This window comes from Desulforhopalus singaporensis (assembly GCF_900104445.1).
GTDB classification, from domain to species: domain Bacteria; phylum Desulfobacterota; class Desulfobulbia; order Desulfobulbales; family Desulfocapsaceae; genus Desulforhopalus_A; species Desulforhopalus_A singaporensis.
The window spans coordinates 37,966-57,370 of record NZ_FNJI01000002.1 but is presented as its reverse complement, the minus strand read 5'-3'; the positions used below and the strand labels follow the sequence as shown (position 1 = coordinate 57,370).

Sequence of the window (19,405 nt, the reverse complement as noted above, 5' to 3'; positions counted from 1 at the left end):
TACTTAATCGGAGATATCCTAATGAAACCAACCCTGCTGAAACCTGAAAATGTCTGTTTGCACATAATCGATGTGCAAAAAAGTTTGATGGCAAAAATAGACCGGGCAGATAGTGTCATCGACAACATCGTACTGATGATTGAAGTGGCAAGAATTCTTGATATCCCCATTATAGCCAATACCCAGTATGAAAAGGGGCTGGGGCCTTACGTCGACAGGGTGGAATCATATATGGATGGGGTCATGCGATTCGACAAGGTCGAATTCAGTGCCATGGCTAATCCACGGACCCGCGCCTTCCTGGAAGAGTTGCCGTCAAAGGTGTCCACCGTCATCCTGGTGGGGGTCGAGTCACATATCTGCATTTACCAGACCGCCGCCGGGCTGCTTGATATGGGAAAAGACGTATGGGTGGTGACTGATGCGGTCTCCTCTATCAAAAGAGAAGACCATGAGGCGGGCATCGACCGGATATTGCGTATCGGCGGATCAGCGGGGCCAACACAGATGTTGATTTATGAATTGCTTGGCAGAGCGGGAAGTGCTGAGTTTAAGGAGGTGCTGCCACATATCATCAGGCGGCAGCAGTAATAGAGAGTTCGGGTAGCGGGAGATTTTCGGCGTCGGTCGGATGCGGCCGGTGAAGATTTCCATAAAGAGGACCGGAGCCGGGAGCCTAGGTCGGCGCGGCCCTGCAGACTAATAACAGGATCTTTTGTGTAGAATATGAAAGGTAATGAAATTCGCAGCAGATTTTTACAATATTTTGAGGATAAGGGGCATACCCCGGTCGACAGTTCGTCTCTGGTGCCAAAAGACGACCCGACACTGCTTTTTACCAATGCCGGGATGGTGCAGTTCAAGACCGTTTTCATGGGTGAGGACTCCCGCGATTACGTGCGTGCCGTAACAAGCCAGAGATGCGTCAGGGCCGGCGGCAAGCACAATGACCTTGAAAATGTCGGCTATACAGCGAGACATCATACTTTTTTTGAAATGCTCGGAAATTTCTCCTTTGGCGACTATTTCAAGGAAGACGCTATCAGATACGCCTGGGAATTTCTGACCAAAGAGCTGGGAATCGACCCGGCCAACCTGTGGGTGTCGATATTCGAAGACGATGACGAAGCCGAGCAGCTCTGGGATAAGATAGAGGATTTGCCCAAGGGCCGGATCGTGCGCATGGGAGAAAAGGATAATTTCTGGGCGATGGGTGATACCGGACCCTGCGGCCCCTGTTCCGAGATCCATATTGACCAGGGGCCGGCGGCGGCCACCTGCGGAAGGGACGACTGCAAGCTCGGCTGCGATTGCGACAGGTATCTGGAGCTGTGGAACCTGGTTTTCATGCAGTTCAACAAGGACGCGGACGGCACCATGACCCGCCTTCCGAAACCGTCGATCGACACCGGTATGGGGCTGGAGCGGGTCGCCGCGGTGTTGCAGGGAAAACTGAATAATTTCGAGTCCGACCTCTTTGGGCCGATACTTGGGCGGCTCGAAGAGCTGTCAGGAAAAAAATATGGCGAAGACCCCAAGGTGGACGTGGCCATGCGTGTTATCGCCGACCATGCCAGGGCCACCACTTTTCTCGTAGCCGACGGGGTACTGCCCTCAAATGAGGGCAGGGGGTATGTGCTGCGGCGAATTATGCGACGGGCGGTACGTTTTGGTAAAACCCTGGGGTTGCAGAAGCCGTTTCTCGATTCAGTCACCAGGGTCGTCGCCGATGAGATGGGCGGGGCCTATCCCCATCTTGCCGATTCAGCATCGCTGCTTGAAAAAGTGACCAATAATGAAGAGGGAAGGTTCCGCGAAACTCTGGAAAACGGTCTTGTACTCCTCGAGGAGGAGGTTGTGCGGGTGAGCGGGCTCAAGGATAAAACTATCCCCGGAAGCTTTATCTTCAAACTCTACGATACCTTCGGTTTCCCGTTTGATATAGTTCGCGATATAGCGCTTGAAAAAGGAATTGACTTCGATGAGCAGGGGTTCATGGATGAGATGGCGAACCAGCGGGACAAGTCGCGCAGATCGAGAAAAGACGAACAGGTAAAAGTACTCGGCGAGGGGGTCAGGAGTCTTGCTGCAGAGGGGCTGAAAACAGAGTTCACGGGCTATGAAGAGGTTGCCGGCAAGAGTCGCCTGCTCGGTCTGCTTAACGAGGCCGGTGAGCGGGTTGAGTCGTTGTCCGCAGGCGAAAAAGGCCAGCTGTTCGTTGCCAAGACTCCTTTTTATGCCGAATCCGGTGGCCAGATCGGCGACAGCGGGGAGATCTGCTCCGCCAAGGGCAGGGCAGCCGTAAGCACGACTGCGGTGCAGGGTGACGGTATTGTCCTGCACACGGCTGAAATTGTCAGCGGCAGCCTCAATCAGGGAGACACGGTCGAACTGGCGGTGGATGAAGAACGTCGCCGGGCGATAGCCGCCCACCACACCGCCACCCATCTTCTGCACGGCGCCCTGCGGGAGGTGCTGGGGGATCATGTCAAGCAGGCGGGGTCCCTGGTTGAGCCGGGCAGGCTCCGTTTCGATTTCACCCACTTCTCGCAGGTGAGCGTAGAAGAGCTGGACCGGATCGAGGAAATCGTCAACAGCAGGATACGGACCAACGCTTCGGTGGTCACCAGGGTCCTGGACAAGGAAGATGCGATGAACCTGGGGGCCATGGCGCTTTTCGGCGAGAAATACGAGGATAAGGTCAGGGTGGTGTCGATGGGTGACTTCAGTCTCGAGCTGTGCGGCGGCACCCATGTCCGCGCCTCCGGGGATCTCGGGGTATTCAAGATTCTGTCTGAAGGGGGAATTGCAGCAGGGGTGCGGCGTATCGAGGCGGTAGCCGGGGCACCGGCTTTTGTCGATATCCAGAATGTTTTCAGGAACCAGCACCAGATGGCCGAATTGCTGAGCGTGAACAAGCCTGATGAGCTTGTCACCAAGATCCAGGCGCTACTGGTCCAGCTTAAGACGGTGGAGAAGAGAGTTGCCGACCTCTCAAGGCAGCTTGCAAGTTCCGACCTCGACTCGTTGCTGGCGGGGGCGGTGGACGTGGCAGGGGTGAGGGTCATCGGCGCGGAAATTCCGCTGGACAGTCCGAAAACCCTGCGCGAGGTCGGGGATAAGGTGCGTGACGGCATGGGCAGCGGAGTTGCGGTGCTGGGAGGCGTGATTGGCGGCAAGGCTGCATTACTGGCGATTGTCTCCAAGGATCTTACCGCCAGGATCAAGGCCGGGGAGTTGGTCAACAGGATCGCCAAACATGTCGGCGGCAAGGGCGGAGGCCGCCCTGATATGGCCCAGGCCGGCGGACCTCTTGCCGACAAATTAGGAGAAGCCATGAGGTCGGTGGTTTCAGAGGTAAACGAGATTCTTTCCTGAGGTTCCACCTCGGTTTCTCTTTCCCAAAAAACATAGTTTTTCCCTTCCCCTTACCAACCACGCAACGGCATGGTTGGTAAGGGTGTCGTTCTTTCCCAACCACATAAATTAGTTGACAGAGTTGCATATTTACAGTAAGAATTTTTGGCTATAGTGAATGAGCGTTCATTTTTTTCTCTACTGTACCGGAACGTCTTTCCTGCACCAGATTTATTCGCGGTCATCATTCATTTATCGTAAATGAATGTTAAATTTTTTTTTTCGTTATCTTAGTTAAGCAGGAGCTACTAACATGGTTACGATGGATATCACTTTGTTTATTCAGATTGTTAACATGGTTGTACTCATGTTCCTCCTCAACGGTGTCCTTTACAAACCCATAAGGAAGATCATCAGGGAGCGATCTGAAAAACTGGAGGGAATGCAGGAAGAGATCTTGGATTTTGAGAAAAACGCAGCACTCCGGCAGGAAGACGTCGATGCCAAGATGGCTCAGGCGTCGGGCAGGGCCAAAAGGGCGCTTGATTCAGCCAGAGCCGACGCCCAGAAAGCCGGAGATGAAAAACTGTCCGCCATCAAGGCGGAAGTGGAAGCGGAACGGGACAAGAAACTCGCTGACCTGAAATCGCAAATCGACAGTGCCAAAACAAGTCTGCACGATGGGCTGGAAGGGTTTGCATCTGATATGGCAAGCAAAATTCTGGGGAGGAGCCTGTAACGATGAGAGGAGTGAGAGAAATAGCCGGCATTCTAAGCCTGCTTACACTGACATTGTGGTTCGCACTATGCTGTGCCAACTCCGCACTGGCTACAACCGAGCCAAGCCATGAAGCGGTGGCAACCGAACACGCTGTGGCTGCAGATGCCCACGGAGAAGCCGCTGGGGGACACGCGGCGACAAGCAGCCTGTCGGCAGCAAAAATCAAGGATCTGGGATGGAGGATCGTAAACTTCATCGCCCTGATGATTATCCTGGTCAAGTTCGGTGCCAAGCCGATCGGAGCCGCTCTTTCCACACGGCGAAACAAGATCAAGGATGAGATCGAGGATCTGGAGGAAAAGCGGGCAAAAGCCGAGCAGTCCTACGCCGATTTCCAGAGCAAGCTGGCAAGTGTCGAGTCAGAGATCGACAAGGTGGTTGACAGGGCGGTAGCCCAGGCCGAAGTGGAAAAAGCCAAGATTATCGAAAAAGCTGAGCAGGCAGCTGCCGACATCAAGCGTTCGGCTGAGCAGGCGGTGCTCAATGAGATAAGCGAAGCGCGGAAAATGCTCAAGAATGAAGTGGCGGAACAGGCTGCGGTAATGGCCCAAGAGCTGATTGTGAACAATCTCACTGATGATGACCAGGTGAAGATCATCGAAAACTATTTAGAAAAAGTGGGGGCAGTACAGTGAAACAGACAATCCTCGCAAAAAGATACGCCAAAGCAATTTTCACGGTCGGTCAGGAACAGAATACATTTGAGGAGTACGACACCATCCTGCAGGGACTGTCAGCGCTTTACGCTGAAAGTCCCGAGGTCGTTGATGCCCTGACCAATCCACTCTATCCGATTGATGTCAGAGAAAAGGTTATGACCGGCATCATCGGTTCCATGGAAGTAGACGCGGTCATGGGGAACTTCCTGAATCTTTTAGTTCAGAAAAAGCGTGCCGAGATATTGCCGGAGATAGCCGAGAGCTACAAGACAATGGTCGATGAGGCCAAGAACATCAGTCACGGCAATGTTGTTTCGGCGGTTGAGCTGAGCGATGAATTGAAAACAAATGTGCAAAAAGTTTTAGAAAAGTTAACAGGCAAGAAAGTCGAACTCACAACCAGTGTCGATCAGTCGATCATAGGCGGTATTATCGCCAAGGTTGGCGATTTGGTCCTGGACGGGAGTATCAGAACACAACTTGCAGGTTTAAAAGATTCCATCAAGGGGAGAGAATAGATGCAGATCAAAGCCGAAGAAATTAGTCAGATTATCAAAGACCAGATTGGTGCTTATGAAACCAGCGTAGATCTGAATGAGACTGGAACCGTTATCTCAGTTGGTGACGGTATTGCCCGCATCTACGGCGTGCAGAATTGCATGGCCATGGAGCTGCTCGAGTTTCCCGGCGGTATCATGGGACTGGCCCTGAACCTCGAGGAAGACAACGTAGGTTGCGCGGTACTCGGTAATGTAAGCCATATCAAGGAAGGTGATATCGTCAAGCGTACCGGACGGATCGCAGAGGTTCCGGTCGGACCGGCCATGGAAGGCCGCGTTGTTGACGGCATCGGTCAGCCCATTGACGGACAGGGACCGATCAATTCGGAACACTCGGCGAAAATCGAGGTACTGGCACCAGGCGTTATCGCCCGTAAGGGGGTTCACGAACCGTGCTACACCGGCGCCAAGGCGGTAGACGCCATGACCCCGGTCGGCCGCGGTCAGCGTGAGCTGGTAATCGGCGACCGCCAGATCGGTAAGACCGCGCTCTGTATCGACGCCATCATTGCCCAGAAAAACTCAGACATCCACTGCATCTACGTAGCGGTCGGTCAGAAAAAGTCAACCGTAGCCCTGGTTGTGGAAGCCCTCCGCAAGCATGGTGCCATGGAATACACCACGGTTGTTTCAGCATGCGCGTCCGATCCTGCGCCTATGCAGTATATCGCCCCGTTTGCCGGATGCTCCATGGGAGAATACTTCCGTGACAACGGCCAGCATGCCCTGATCATCTACGATGACCTCTCCAAACAGGCGGTCGCCTATCGTGAGCTTTCGCTTCTGCTCAGACGCCCGCCGGGCCGCGAGGCGTACCCCGGAGATATCTTCTTCAACCACTCTCGTCTGCTTGAGCGTGCTGCCAAGGTGAGCGATGAGTTCGGTGCCGGGTCGCTGACTGCGCTGCCGATTATCGAAACCCAGGCAGGTGACGTTTCCGCCTTTATCCCGACCAACGTTATCTCTATTACCGACGGTCAGGTCTACCTCGAGCCGAACCTGTTCTTCTCCGGTATCCGTCCGGCGATCAACGTCGGTCTTTCGGTATCCCGCGTCGGTGGTGCCGCTCAGGTGAAGGCAATGAAACAGGTCGCGGGAACGCTGCGACTCGACCTCGCCCAGTATCGTGAGCTGGCAGCTTTCGCCGCATTCGGTTCCGACCTTGATGCTGCAACCCAGGCCAAGCTGACCCGCGGTGAGCGGTTGGTCGAAATCCTCAAACAGCCTCAGTACCAGCCGCTGTCGATGGAAAAGCAGGTAACCATAATTTATGCCGGTTCCAACGGCTATCTTGACAAACTGCCGGTTGAGACCCTTGCCGACTACGAGGCGGAACTCTACAGCTATATCGAGTCCAACGAACCTTCGATCTTCACCGACCTCGTGGCTGAAGAACAGTTCACTGACGGTATAAAGGAGAAGCTCAACAAGGTACTGACCAGCTTTGGTGATACTTTCAAGGCGACAAAAGGTCTTAATTAATCACAAAAAGGTCAAGATATGCCGAGTTTAAAAGAAGTAAAAACCAAGATCACGGGGGTGAAGAAGACTGCCCAGATCACCAAGGCCATGAACATGGTCGCCGCGGCAAAACTGCGCGGCGCCCAGGAAAAGATGGAAGCCTTCAGGCCGTATACTGCCAAATTCAACGAGGCGATGTCCAACCTTTCCTCCGGGGCCAATACCAACGCATTCCCGCTGATGGAAAGCAGGGAAGTAAAAAATGTCGAACTGGTGGTTATCACCTCAGATCGCGGACTATGCGGATCTTTCAATGCCAACGTCATAAAGCTTGCCACCAAGAAGATGGAGGCGTACGAGGCGCAAGGTAAGAACGTCAGCCTGGTCTGTGTCGGTAAAAAAGGTTTTCAGCTCCTGAAAAGAAGCGGTAAGGTCAGGAAAAACTACAATGATACCATGGGAAACTTCCAGATGTTTCACGCCCGGGAGATTGCCACGGATATCGCAGCACAATTCCTTGAAGGTAATACCGACAAGGTCGAAATAGTATACGGTTCATTCAGGTCGGTCGCCGTGCAGGAACCCGCGTCAAAACCGTTTCTGCCGGTTCAGCCTGTTGAGAAGGATGAAGCGGAAGAAAGGAAGATTTCCGGAGACTACATATACGAACCTTCCAGCGAAGAGATAATGGAAGTGCTGCAGCCGCTCTACCTCAACGTCATGGTTTATCACGCCATGCTGGAAGTTGGGGCAAGCGAGCATGCCGCCAGGATGACTGCGATGGACAACGCCACCAACGCCTGCGGCGACATCGTAAGGAACCTGACCATCGTTTACAATAAAGCTCGCCAGGCTGCAGTAACCAATGAGCTAATGGATATAGTAGGCGGTGCGGAAGCCCTGAAATAATTATTTATCATATTGATAATCATAGACTTTTGAGGAGGGGTAAGGCCCAATGAGTGAACAGAAAATAGGAAAAATTATACAGGTAATCGGTCCTGTTGTTGACGTGGAGTTTGAGCCCGGCAATCTGCCTGCTATCATGAATGCCTGTATGGTTAGCAATCCAGGTATCAGCGACGTGGAAGACAACCTGGTCATCGAGATCGCCCAGCATCTCGGAGATAACGTCTGCCGATGTGTCGCCATGGACGCAACCGACGGTCTGGTACGCGGAATGGAAGCAAGGGATTCCGGCCGTCCGATCGAAATTCCGGTCGGTGCGCCGGCTCTTGGCAGAATCATGAACGTTGTCGGTCGCCCGGTTGACGGACTTGGTCCGATCGAGTCCGATAAAAAGCTGCCGATTCACCGCGATGCTCCCGCATTTACCGAGCAGGATACCGAAGTTCGCGTCCTCGAGACCGGAATCAAGGTTATCGACCTGCTGGTACCTTTCCCTCTGGGCGGTAAAATGGGACTGTTTGGCGGCGCCGGTTGCGGTAAGACGGTTATCATGATGGAGATGGTCAACAATATCGCCATGCACCACGGCGGTATCTCGGTGTTCTGCGGGGTTGGTGAGCGTACCCGCGAAGGGAACGACCTCTACCATGAGATGAAGGATTCCGGTGTTCTGCCCAAGGCGGCCCTTGTTTACGGCCAGATGACCGAGCCTCCGGGAGCCCGTGCCCGTGTTGCTCTTACCGGTCTGACTGCGGCTGAATATTTTCGTGATGAAGAGGGGCAGGACGTGCTCTTCTTCGTAGATAATATCTTCCGCTTCACCCAGGCCGGCTCCGAGGTTTCCGCTCTGCTCGGGCGTATTCCTTCAGCCGTTGGTTACCAGCCGACCCTGGCAACCGACCTCGGTGCCCTGCAGGAAAGGATCACCTCGACCACCAAGGGGTCCATTACCGCAGTACAGTGCGTATATGTACCTGCTGACGACTTGACCGACCCTGCGCCGGCGACAACCTTTGCTCACCTTGACGGTACCGTTGTTCTGTCCCGTCAGATTTCCGAGCTCGGTATCTATCCTGCGGTTGACCCGCTCGACTCGACCTCGAGGATCCTTGATCCGAACGTAATCGGTGAAGAGCATTACCAGGTAGCCAGGGGTGTCCAGGTTACCCTGCAGAAGTACAAGGATCTTCAGGACATTATCGCCATTCTTGGTATGGACGAACTCTCTGAGGAAGACCAGATGCTCGTTTCCCGTGCCAGGAAAGTCCAGCGATACCTGTCGCAGCCGTTCACCGTTGCCGAGGTCTTCACCGGTATGCCAGGTAAGTTCGTAAAGGTTGCCGATACGGTTCAGGGGTTCAAGGAGATTCTTGAGGGTAAACACGACGATCTCAATGAAAACTCCTTCTATATGGTCGGCTCAATCGACGAGGCTGTCGCCAAAGACGCCGCGTCCAAGGGATAAGAGGTTGCCGGTTCAACGGTAACGACGACAGGAGACCGGTACAGGTTGCTGACGCCGGTCTTGCTGGTCAATCAATTTGCTTAAGAGGACAGTGCGATGGGACAACAGATAAGACTTGAAGTTGTAACGCCGACCGGAGCAAAAGTCGACGAAGATGTCGATATAGTAAATGCCCCCGGCTTTGGTGGTGACTTCGGTGTACTTGCCAACCACGCGCCTTTTCTGTCTACCATAAAAATTGGTACTCTGACCTACGAGAATGGTAAGAAAAGAGAGGCCCTTATGGTCAGTGGCGGATTTTGTGAGGTTTCAAACAACAAAATCACCTTTCTCGTTGAGAGTGCTGAAAAGGGAAGTGAAATCGATGTAGAGCGAGCGATGCGTGCAAAAGAGCGGGCGGAGAAACGGCTTGCTCAGGCTGCGCAGCAGACCGAGGATTTCAACAGAAAGAGGGCCGAAATAGCCCTCCAGAGAGCCCTGGCAAGACTGAAGGTTGCAAAGATGTAAAAGCGGGACCAGGTTCTGCAAAGAATGAAAAGGGGCGCTCCAAGACTGGAGCGCCCCTTTTTTTTTGTTCGTTGGCCGTGGCGCCGGTGGAGGGCGGGATGATTGTCACAAATACAGCCACACTACAGCGGTTGTCATAGGCCGATGCCCCTGCAAGGCGAGGTCGTCACTGCAATGTACCGGTGGTAAACCCCAGGTAACCTGCGGTTGTGTTGTTGACGTAATTCCTGATCCCTGCGGTGATTTCCCTGGTAAGCATATCGAGAAACTGGTCGCTTTGCAGATTCTTCACGTCATCCTGGTTGGTTATGAAGGCGATCTCAAGGAGGATAGCCGGCATCTGGGCACCGATCAGTACGTAGAAGGGCGCCTGTTTTACCCCCAGGTTCTTGAGCTTGCTGAAACCGTTCTGCTTGGCCTTATCCAGGATAGAGTTGTGGACGTGCTGGGCAAGTCTTGACGATTCCTCTATCTTGGAATTTTTCATTATGTCCGACAGAATATCCTGGAGATCGCTCATCTGGTGGGTGGAGGTCGCGTTTTCCATAGCCGCTACACGCATCGCTTCGGCGTTGGTGCTCAGGTTGAGGAAATATGTTTCGAATCCCCGGACATTGCCGGAAGGGTGGGCGTTGATATGCAGCGACACGAAAAGGTCGGCATTTTCGGTGTTGGCAATGGCCGTGCGCTCTTCAAGGGGGATGAACACATCTGATGACCGTGTGAGGATAACCTCGCATCCCAGCTCTTTTTTCAGTGTCGGCGACAACAGCCTGGCAAGCCTCAGAACGATATCTTTTTCCTTGAGATTGTAGGCAGAAGCGCCGGGATCCTTGCCTCCGTGTCCGGGATCTATAACAATCTTATTCACCCCGAGCCCCAACTGCTGGGCCAGGCTGGGCTGGAACGCGAATCCATGGCCGCTGACCTTGTCAATATCGGCGACAGCTCTCAGGTTGTTGCGTCCGGGCACTGTTTTCTTGCTGCCCTTGAGAATAACAAGCCGACTGTTGCGTCCTGTTGGCGCGATGAAGATCCTCTTCTGTGCCGAGGCTGAAATTGCAACTTTTTTCCCGGTAACGCCGTTTTCACCTCGAACATCAATAACGACCCGGAAAGGATCGGGAAGACTGAATATCTTATAGCTGGAGAGCGATTCGATGTCGAGCACCACGCGAACCGTATCGGGGCTGAACTGACCGGTACGTATCCGTTTTAGCAGCCCGTCCTCAATGGGAACAGGGCTGCGGTAGCGGGGTTCGATGTAGCTTTTCTTGAAATCTATATAGAGCCGTGCCGGCCGTCTCCCGGTTTTTTCCAGCAGAACATCGTTATAGTTTACCGGGCCCGATGCCATGATAACCACCCGGGTGTATGTTTTTGATGACCAGTATTTCACCGGGAGTACATAGTTGAGTTGATTGGTAAGGTTGTTCCCGGACATCATTGCACCGGGCAGGGCGATGTTGTGTTCCTTGGAAAGTATTTTCAGCTGGTTTTCAGCTTGGGGATGCATGTCACCGGACTGATAATCGGTGACGATAACAGCGTAGAACTCGGCAGCCTTCTGCGGGTTTTTCTTTTTGTTCAGGTAGATAGTGCCAAGGGTGTAATAGGCGTCATCGGCCAACTTGTGCCCGGGAAAAAGCCTTACGATATCCTCAAAATAGGAGACCGATTCCTCTAGATCTCTGGGGGTATTGAACCGGTCGTTCATGTCACCGTAGAGGCGGCCGAGCATGAAGAGACAGGCTGCGGCGAAGTCTGACTTTGGACCTGCCAGGTAGATCCGGCGAAAATTGCTGGTTCCCTTGAGCCAGTTATCTCGTGACGAGGCCATTTTGCGGTTGGTCTGCAGCTGGGTGTAGAAAAATTTGGCCTCGTCGTAACGCTTGGCAATCTCCAGTCCGGAGGCCGGGCCGAAATCATCACCAAGGATTCTACCGGCTCCAATGCCAAGGACCAGCGCCGCAATAAGACTGGTTAAAAAAAATCGATACATGAGCTGTACAAACCTATCCCGACTTGACTGACATTAGGCACATATTGACTTCAGTTCGCAGCACCGATTGCTTTGACACGGTATCAACAGCGCCCCGAAGCGGCGCCTGGCGAAATTGAAGATTTTGGTTGCGCAACTGCGGAAAATAACAACACTATACAAAAAAGAAACAGTCATGGCAAAGCATTAACGCACTGCATTTTCAGGCTAGTTACTGTTTTCGCAATTCTTTTAGCCGGTAAAGGGTGTTGAGCGCTTCCATGGGTGAACATTCATCCGGGCTGATTGCGTCCAGCAGCTCGTGTATCCTGTCCGGCGGGGGCGAGAAAAGCGATAACTGGTCGGGGTGTTTCCTGTTTTTACTGGTGATTCGAGGGTTTTTTTCGCCGCCGGTTGTCTTTGCAAACTTGCCCAGCTCAATATCCTTTAGAATCTCCTTGGCACGCAACACTACTTCCTGGGGCACCCCTGCAAGGGCGGCCACCTGAATTCCGTAGCTTCTGCTGGTTCCCCCCTTCACAAGTTTATGCAGAAAAATAATGTTGCCCCGCCACTCACGCACACCAATTGAATAGTTGCGCACCCGGCTGTGGGACTTGGCGAGTTCGGTCAATTCGTGGTAATGGGTGGCAAAAAGTGTCTTTACCCCCCGTTCATTTTTATTGACGAGATTTTCCGCTACCGCCCAGGCGATGGACAATCCGTCGTAGGTCGAGGTGCCGCGGCCGATCTCATCGAGAATAACAAGGCTGCGTTCGGTGGAGTTGTTGAGGATGTTGGCTGTCTCGCTCATCTCAACCATGAACGTCGATTGTCCCTGCCTGAGATTGTCCATGGCCCCAACCCGGGTGAAAATGCGGTCGACTATGCCAATCTTGGCACTTTCGGCCGGAACGTAACAGCCCATCTGCGCCATCAGCACGATAAGTGCAGTCTGCCTAAGAACAGTAGATTTACCCGCCATGTTCGGACCGGTGATGATCAGCACCTCATCTTTTTTCTGGTCAAGATAGACGTCGTTGGGAACGAATTCGCCGCTGGGCATCATGCGCTCGATCACCGGATGTCGTCCTTCTACTATCTCAATGACATCTTCACCGTTGATTTCCGGGCGTCTGTAGTTGTATCTATGGGCGACTTCGCCATTGTTGAGCAGAACATCGAGCCGGGCCAGCAGGTTGGCCGTCTGCAGCAGCCTGCTGCTGCTGGCGGCGAGCCGGTCGCGTATTGCAACGAAAAGGTTATATTCCAGTTCCACCCGCTGGTCCTGGGCGCCGAGCACCTTCTCCTCAAATTCCTTGAGTTCGGCGGTGATGAACCGCTCTGCGTTGACCAGGGTCTGCTTGCGTATATAGTGTTCTGGAACCTTGTCCGAATGAACTTTACTCACTTCAATAAAATATCCGAAAACCCTGTTGAAACCGACTTTGAGTTTAGCAATTCCGGTGGCGCTTCGCTCCTTGTTTTCAAGTTCGAGGATAAGCTTTTTCCCGTCACGCTGCAGCGCAACCAGTTCGTCAAGCTCCTTGTTGTAGCCCTGCTTGATCAGGTTGCCCTCCCTGAGGGTCACCGGGGAGTCCTCGGCGATTGCCTGTTCAAGCAGGTCGTAAAGATCGGTGAGACAGTCGAAACGGGACCGGATATCGAGAAGTTCTGAGGTATCGCAATTTTTGAGCGCAGACAGAATCTGCGGCAGTGCACTAAGAGAGGTTTTCAGCGCGATCATATCGCGGCCGTTGCCGGATCCAAGCGTCATGCGGCTGTTTAACCGTTCGAGGTCGTAGACCGATTCCAGAAGGGCTCGCAATTCTTTTCGTGAATGACTGTTTTTGAAAAAATAAGTGGTGGCGTCAAGGCGGCTGATTATTTTCTCCTGCTGCTGCAGGGGAAAAAGAAGATGATTTTTGAGAAGCCTTGCTCCCATCGGTGTGCAGGTCTGATCCAAAATCGAGATAAGCGATCCCTGCCGGCTGGCACCGACTATGGTCTGCGTCAGTTCCAGGTTGCGACGAGACGCTTCGTCGAGGTGGAGGATGGCACCGGTTTCGATGGGGGTCAGTTTCTCAATATGGCCAACCGCGGTTTTCTGGGTCTTCCGGACGTGGTCGAGCAAGGTCGCTGCGGCCAGCACACCTTCATTGAATGTTGCGCAGCCAAAACCGTCCAGGGAGACGACACTGAAATGGTCGCAGAGCATCTCTCTTGCCGCCGGGACACTGTCCAGCCCGGAGCTGTCGCCTCCGTTTGAGGTGATGCAGATTCTAGGCAGTAACGCCTTGATTTCACCAAGCAGGGTGTCTCCAACACTGGTGGAGTTTTGTGCAACAAGCAGCTCCGCCGGCTGCAGCCTGGTTACCTGATCGAGAACGTCGGTGAGCTCCTGGCCGTTGCCACTGTATTCACCGATAAGAAATTCACCGGTGCTGATATCGAGAAAACTCACCCCGCAACTCGACGATTTTCCTTTCTCCCGCAAATTCAGGGCGCAGATGTAGTTGTTACTCTTATCGTCGAGCAGCTGGTCGTCTGTTACAACGCCTGGAGAGACGATGCGGATTACGTCGCGTTTTACTATGCCTTTGGCATCTGCCGGATCCTCTACCTGTTCACAGATGGCAACCCGCTGTCCGGCCTCAATGAGTTTTGACAGATAATTCTGCACCGCGTGGTAGGGAATCCCGCACATGGGCACCTGTACCGGGTCACTTTTCTTGTTTCTCGAGGTGAGGGTGATATTGAGGATTTTTGATGCGATGACCGCGTCTTCAAAAAACATCTCATAAAAATCGCCCATCCGGTAAAAAAGGATGGCGTCTTCATGCTGCTGCTTGATATCCATATACTGTTGCAGCATCGGGGTGAGTTTAACCGGCCTCTCTGTCTTTCCTTCTTTTGAAGCAGTAATCATTGTGCGTTGTTGGTATAAAGACTAATGAAATCAGGAATAAGTCTGTCAAAAGTGGTCTCGATATGCTCCGGGATGGTCCTTACCTCGGAGACAACCGTAATAAAATTATGGTCACCTGTCCATCGCGGAACAACGTGAAAGTGCAGATGATCCGCAATTCCGGCCCCGGCGATGGCCCCGAGGTTGCACCCGATGTTGAACCCGTCGGGATTAAGATGTTTTTTCAGGATAGCTGTGGATTGCCCCACCATTTTCATCACCTGTAAATTTTCATCACTGCTCAGCTCGGTGATACAGCTGATGTGGCGTGCCGGGGCCACCAGCAGGTGACCGTTGGCGTACGGGAAGCGGTTGAGCAGCACCACACAGTCGCGGTCGCGGTAGAGAAGCAGGTCTTCTTTGGCATGGCTGGCGTTGCCGGCAGGCTCGAATATGCAGCCGCCGCCGTTGACAACATTTTTCAGGACATGGTCGATACGCCATGGAGTCCATAGAGTTTTCATAATCGAACGCGTCCTTGTCAAAACGAGAAAATTTTACCGTCAAGACCGTTGTCGTCAACGGTGAGCAGCGCGTAACTTCCGGGCGCGCCGTATCGGCCTGTTCCCATGAAACTGCCGGGGTTTATCAATAGAGTGGTGCCCAGGTAATGGCAGATCGGTTGATGGGTATGGCCATAAATTATGCAGTCCGCCTCCGGGAAAAGGTCGAAAACCCTCTCTTCGATATTATGTCTGGGGCCTGCTCCGTGGGTGATGCCAATGAGAAATTTACCCAGTCGTACCTGTTGTTTTTCCGGAAGAGTCATACGGGTCATCTGGTTGCACATGTTTCCGTGGACGCCGTATACTTTTTTGCCCTGAAACGCGGAAAGAATCTCCACGCTGGTGAGATCTCCGGCATGGATTATCGCGGTGCATGATGCAAAAGCGCTCCTGCACCTTGTTATAAATTCTCCATCAGGATGATGGAGGTGGGTGTCCGATAGAATTCCGACTCTGATCATGTCTGCCTCCTTGAAAAGTCTTTCATTATACCTGTGAATTTTTCATGTGCATTGAAAAAAAGACAAATTTGCCATCGGTCTACCACCTCTGCTCGCGACCTGAAACCCCGATGTAAAGCAAGAGTGAAATCGTGAAAACATTATATTTCCAGGCGAATAGCTATCACGTGTCAGCACCCTTTGGGACAATGGCCTGATAATATCGGACCAGCATCTGCCCCCCGTATAAAGGCGCGTTTTACCGCCTGGATATTGATTTTAAAAAATATTACTTGGAAAAAGATTATCAAGGCAGGTATACTATGACGTTTAGTGATCAGCAGCCTGTCGATTTTGCGCCTTTTGCGCAGACAACGAGGCTGAAAGGCTACGGATGCCTGAGAATTGTCTAAACAGCCGGATTGTCGGTTTACTATTGAGCTAATATGGAGATGTACGATGCTGAACGCTTCTGATTTACGAAAAGGTCTGAAACTGCAGATCGATGGAGCCCCATACATAATTACGGATTTCGAGTTTTCCAAGCCCGGCAAGGGACAGGCTTTGTATCGCTGTAAAATGAGAAACATGATCTCCGGCAACCAGCTGGTCAAGACCTACCGGTCAAATGATAAATTTGAAAAGGCAGAACTGGAAGAGAGAAAAATGCAGTATCTCTACAACCAGAATAACGAGTACCATTTCATGGATACCGACAATTACGAACAGCTCTTTCTGACCGCGGAGCAGCTCGGTGACAACAAGAATTACCTGATCGACAACATGGAGGTCGAAGTCCTGTTTTTTGAAAGCCTGCCGATCGACGTGACCTTGCCGATCTTTGTCAACCTGAGTGTAACCGTGGCCGATCCGTGGGCCAAGGGCGACACCTCGGGTAACGATACCAAGCCGGTGACCGTGGAAACCGGTTATCAGCTCCAGGTCCCCCCCTTCGTGGAAGAAGGCGACAAGATCCAGATAGATACCAGGACCGGGGAGTATGTCACCCGGGTGAAAGAATAGTTTCATGCTCGGTGAAAAAAGGCTGAAGCTGCGGGCAGCCTTTTTCGATTCCGTCAGGCTCTTTTTCAAGAATAAGGGTTTTTTGGAAGTCGATACTCCTGTCCGGCAACCGGTGGTCATCCCCGAAGCCAACATAGTCCCGATTGAGGCTGACGGCGAGTATCTGCAAGCCTCTCCCGAACTCTGCATGAAACGGCTGCTTGCCCGGGGCCTGACCAATATCTTCCAGATATGTCCATGCTTTCGAAAAAACGAGATCGGTACCCTGCACATGGAAGAGTTCCGGATGCTCGAATGGTATCGGCGCGGTGCCCGTTATCATGCGCTTATGGATGATTGCGAACAGCTGCTGCGCGCGGTCGACAAAGACCTGACGGCGACCGGGATCGGCTGCGGCCCCGGCGGCGATAATTTTTTTGCCGAAACCGACCTGGATATGCCCTTTTTGCGGATTACCGTTGCGCAGGCTTTTGATGCATACAGCCGGGTACCTCTGGAACAAGCTGTTCGCGAGGGAAGTTTTGATGAAGTCCTGGTCGAGGATGTCGAACCGAAGCTGGGGGGTGGGCGGCCTGTTTTCCTTTACGACTATCCCGTGGAGCTGGGCTCGCTCGCCAGGCGCAAGGATGAAGAGCCGCACCTGGTTGAACGATTTGAGCTTTATATTAACGGGATCGAGCTCGCCAACGGATTCACCGAACTGACAGATGAGCGGGAACAGCGGACAAGGTTTCATGATGAGATAGAGGCGATAAAACAGGGTCGTAACGTTACGACCGCTTTGCCTGAACGTTTCTTGCAGGACCTTGAACATCTTGACAGCGCAGCCGGTATTGCCCTCGGCCTGGACCGGCTGCTGATGGTTGCCGTCAATGGGAGGGGATTAAAAGAGGTCGTCCCCTTTACACCGCAGGATTTGACCTGATAGAACTGCTCGCCGGATCCGGTTGAGCTTAGCGCTTTTTCTTGGCGTATCTTCCGTTTTTTCTTTTGACACTACCCTTGTTTTTGGGGTGAAACATGGATTCGAGAATTTTTCTCTCCCTGTTGCGCTCTCCCCTGTTGCGGCTCACCGGTATCGGTTTCAAGGTGTCGGCGCGAAGACCTGTCACGTACATCGCGGTTGAAAGTGTCCCCGGAGTTGGGGTGAAATCCTGGAATTTGCGGGCTGTGAGGCCGAGTTTTTTGAGATCGCTTGCAAGTTTGCCAGCGTGGTCAGGGGTGGACCCGGGATGGGAGGTGATGATATAGGGGGTGAGTTCTATAGATTTATTTCCCGTCTGCTTGGCAAGCTCACGGCATCTGGTGACAAAGTTCTGCAACAGTTTATGAGGCTCCTTGTGCATAAGCTCCAGCAGGTCGTCGCAGGTGTGTTCGGGGGCGATTTTTATCGCCCCGGGCGTATGATGGGCGATTATTTTCCTCATCAGTCGGGGAGTCTGCAGCAGCAGTTCCATGCGAAGTCCGGAGGAGATGAAAAGATGGTTTACCTTTTCAAGGTTGCCGACCTTTTCAAGAAGGCTGAGAAATCTCTTTTCGTCTATCTCAAGATTGGGGCACGGTTCCGGGTAGAGACAATCCCGCTTCTTGCAGGAGCCGATTGCGCACCCGGTACCGTAGAGGTTGGCGGTGGGCCCGCCGAGATCGCTGATGGTTCCTGAAAAATGTCTGGCCCGTGAAAATTCAGTGCATTCACGCACAATAGAGGCTTCACTGCGCGAGGTGATGGCTGGCCCCTGATGCCTGGTGATGGCGCAGAAAGAGCAGTTGCCCGAACACCCGCGCACGATGGTGACGGAGTCGGCGATCATTTTATGGGCGGGAATGTTCTGGTTTTCAGGGTGGGGCTTTCTGGTAAACGGCAATTCGTAGAGCTGGTCGAGCTCGGCGGTGGTGAGCGGTTTTGGCTGCGGGTACTGGATGACCCAATGGGTTTGCTGCTTCTGCAGGACGATTCTGTTTGAGTAGGCGCGCAGATGTCTGTCGAGCGCTGTCTCACCAACAAGGAAATTTTTGTTGTCCGCCAATATCTGCTGCAGGGAGGGAAGCACCAGCATCTCACGTGAGCTTTCCAGGCTGGTTGAACCAAAGAGGTCCGCGCACTCTCTTTCGGTGAGGCGCCTGCAGGTGCCGGCTATTTCGTCAAGGGGGAGGTTGCTGTGCAGTCTTTTTGCAATTTCGAGGATCGCTTTTTCTCCCATGCCGTATACGAGGATGTCGGCCTTGGCGTCGGTAAGAAAGGATCCCCTCAGTTTTGCCTGCTGGTAGTCGTAGTGGACGAACCTGCGCAGGGAGGCTTCAATTCCGCCGAGTACCACAGGAGTCTGGGCAAACGCAGCCTTGGCAAGAGAGGTATAGACAAGGGTGGCCCGGTCGGGGCGCCGCCGGTTCTGTTTTTCCTTTTTGGTGGTGCGATAGGGATTGCCGTCCGGAGAGTAGGCATCGTTCTCCCGTACCCTGCCGTTGCCGGTATAGTTGGCGACAATGGAGTCGAGGTTTCCCGCGGTTATGCCGCAGAAAAGACGGGGGCAGGGGAAGGCGGTAAAATCTGAGGTGGAGTCGGTTCGCGGCTGGGCGAGGATGGCTACCTTGTACCCGTGGTGGGTAAGAAGCCTGCCTATCAGCGCAATCCCGAACGAGGGGTGGTCAATATAGGCATCTCCGGTTATCAGCAGGATGTCGAGATCTTTCCACCCCCTGGCCAAACACTCCTCCCAACTTATCGGTATGGGAAGAGTGGTGGCGTCGGGACTGATCATGGCAATTCTCAAGGAGAAAGGACCGTGCG

General features: G+C 53.0%; 16 protein-coding genes. 11 read left to right on the top strand and 5 right to left on the bottom strand.

The features are described from left to right. The first annotated feature begins 21 nt into the window (after positions 1-21). The 9 genes from BLQ17_RS01390 to BLQ17_RS01350 all read left to right on the top strand — a co-directional run bounded on the left by BLQ17_RS01390 (position 22) and on the right by BLQ17_RS01350 (position 9,699). Complete coding sequence (locus BLQ17_RS01390) at positions 22-591, top strand: isochorismatase family protein (protein ID WP_092219029.1); 570 nt, start codon at positions 22-24, stop codon at positions 589-591. A gap of 135 nt (positions 592-726) precedes the next feature. After that, entirely contained in the window at positions 727-3,378 is a 2,652-nt protein-coding gene (gene alaS / locus BLQ17_RS01385) for an alanine--tRNA ligase (protein WP_092219027.1), read from the top strand. 292 nt (positions 3,379-3,670) lie between these two features. Further along, on the top strand, positions 3,671-4,096 hold the full coding sequence (locus tag BLQ17_RS01380; RefSeq protein ID WP_092219025.1) for an ATP synthase F0 subunit B: 426 nt from the start codon (positions 3,671-3,673) through the stop codon (positions 4,094-4,096). 2 nt (positions 4,097-4,098) lie between these two features. Continuing rightward, complete coding sequence (locus BLQ17_RS01375; protein WP_092219023.1) at positions 4,099-4,773, top strand: ATP synthase F0 subunit B; 675 nt, start codon at positions 4,099-4,101, stop codon at positions 4,771-4,773. After that, a complete protein-coding gene (locus BLQ17_RS01370; RefSeq protein WP_092219021.1) occupies positions 4,770-5,315 on the top strand; it encodes a F0F1 ATP synthase subunit delta in 546 nt (181 codons plus the stop codon). Before BLQ17_RS01375 ends, BLQ17_RS01370 begins: the two co-directional genes overlap by 4 nt. Beyond that, positions 5,316-6,839: a F0F1 ATP synthase subunit alpha gene (gene atpA / locus BLQ17_RS01365; RefSeq protein ID WP_092219019.1), complete on the top strand. Its 1,524-nt coding sequence runs from the start codon at positions 5,316-5,318 to the stop codon at positions 6,837-6,839. A gap of 18 nt (positions 6,840-6,857) precedes the next feature. Next, positions 6,858-7,727 (top strand): ATP synthase F1 subunit gamma, encoded by an 870-nt coding sequence (gene atpG, locus BLQ17_RS01360; RefSeq protein WP_092219017.1) that lies wholly within the window; start codon positions 6,858-6,860, stop codon positions 7,725-7,727. A 49-nt stretch (positions 7,728-7,776) separates the two neighbouring features. After that, positions 7,777-9,192, top strand: a complete 1,416-nt coding sequence (gene atpD / locus BLQ17_RS01355) for a F0F1 ATP synthase subunit beta (protein WP_092219015.1) — start codon at positions 7,777-7,779, stop codon at positions 9,190-9,192. 96 nt (positions 9,193-9,288) lie between these two features. Beyond that, the gene (locus tag BLQ17_RS01350) at positions 9,289-9,699 is read left to right on the top strand and encodes a F0F1 ATP synthase subunit epsilon (RefSeq protein ID WP_092219013.1); all 411 of its coding nucleotides are present in this window, start codon (positions 9,289-9,291) and stop codon (positions 9,697-9,699) included. Between the two features lie 166 nt (positions 9,700-9,865). Here the strand turns inward: BLQ17_RS01350 and BLQ17_RS23080 are convergent, their stop codons facing one another. The 4 genes from BLQ17_RS23080 to BLQ17_RS01330 all read right to left on the bottom strand — a co-directional run bounded on the left by BLQ17_RS23080 (position 9,866) and on the right by BLQ17_RS01330 (position 15,615). Further along, positions 9,866-11,701 (bottom strand): N-acetylmuramoyl-L-alanine amidase, encoded by a 1,836-nt coding sequence (locus BLQ17_RS23080; RefSeq protein WP_092219011.1) that lies wholly within the window; start codon positions 11,699-11,701, stop codon positions 9,866-9,868. A 211-nt stretch (positions 11,702-11,912) separates the two neighbouring features. Then, positions 11,913-14,609 carry a DNA mismatch repair protein MutS gene (gene mutS / locus BLQ17_RS01340; protein ID WP_092219008.1) on the bottom strand — a complete coding sequence of 899 codons (2,697 nt, stop codon included), beginning with the start codon at positions 14,607-14,609 and terminating at the stop codon, positions 11,913-11,915. Then, complete coding sequence (locus BLQ17_RS01335) at positions 14,606-15,112, bottom strand: HIT family protein (RefSeq protein WP_092219004.1); 507 nt, start codon at positions 15,110-15,112, stop codon at positions 14,606-14,608. Before BLQ17_RS01335 ends, mutS begins: the two co-directional genes overlap by 4 nt. Positions 15,113-15,129: 17 nt before the next feature. Further along, complete coding sequence (locus BLQ17_RS01330; RefSeq protein ID WP_092219001.1) at positions 15,130-15,615, bottom strand: metallophosphoesterase family protein; 486 nt, start codon at positions 15,613-15,615, stop codon at positions 15,130-15,132. Positions 15,616-16,053: 438 nt separating this feature from the next. Between BLQ17_RS01330 and efp the strand changes: the two genes are divergently transcribed. Further along, entirely contained in the window at positions 16,054-16,617 is a 564-nt protein-coding gene (gene efp / locus BLQ17_RS01325) for an elongation factor P (RefSeq protein ID WP_092219000.1), read from the top strand. A 4-nt stretch (positions 16,618-16,621) separates the two neighbouring features. Further along, a complete protein-coding gene (epmA, locus tag BLQ17_RS01320; RefSeq protein ID WP_092218998.1) occupies positions 16,622-17,542 on the top strand; it encodes an EF-P lysine aminoacylase EpmA in 921 nt (306 codons plus the stop codon). Between the two features lie 28 nt (positions 17,543-17,570). Here the strand turns inward: epmA and BLQ17_RS01315 are convergent, their stop codons facing one another. Next, on the bottom strand, positions 17,571-19,376 hold the full coding sequence (locus tag BLQ17_RS01315; protein ID WP_092218996.1) for a YgiQ family radical SAM protein: 1,806 nt from the start codon (positions 19,374-19,376) through the stop codon (positions 17,571-17,573). Between the last annotated feature and the right edge of the window lie 29 nt (positions 19,377-19,405).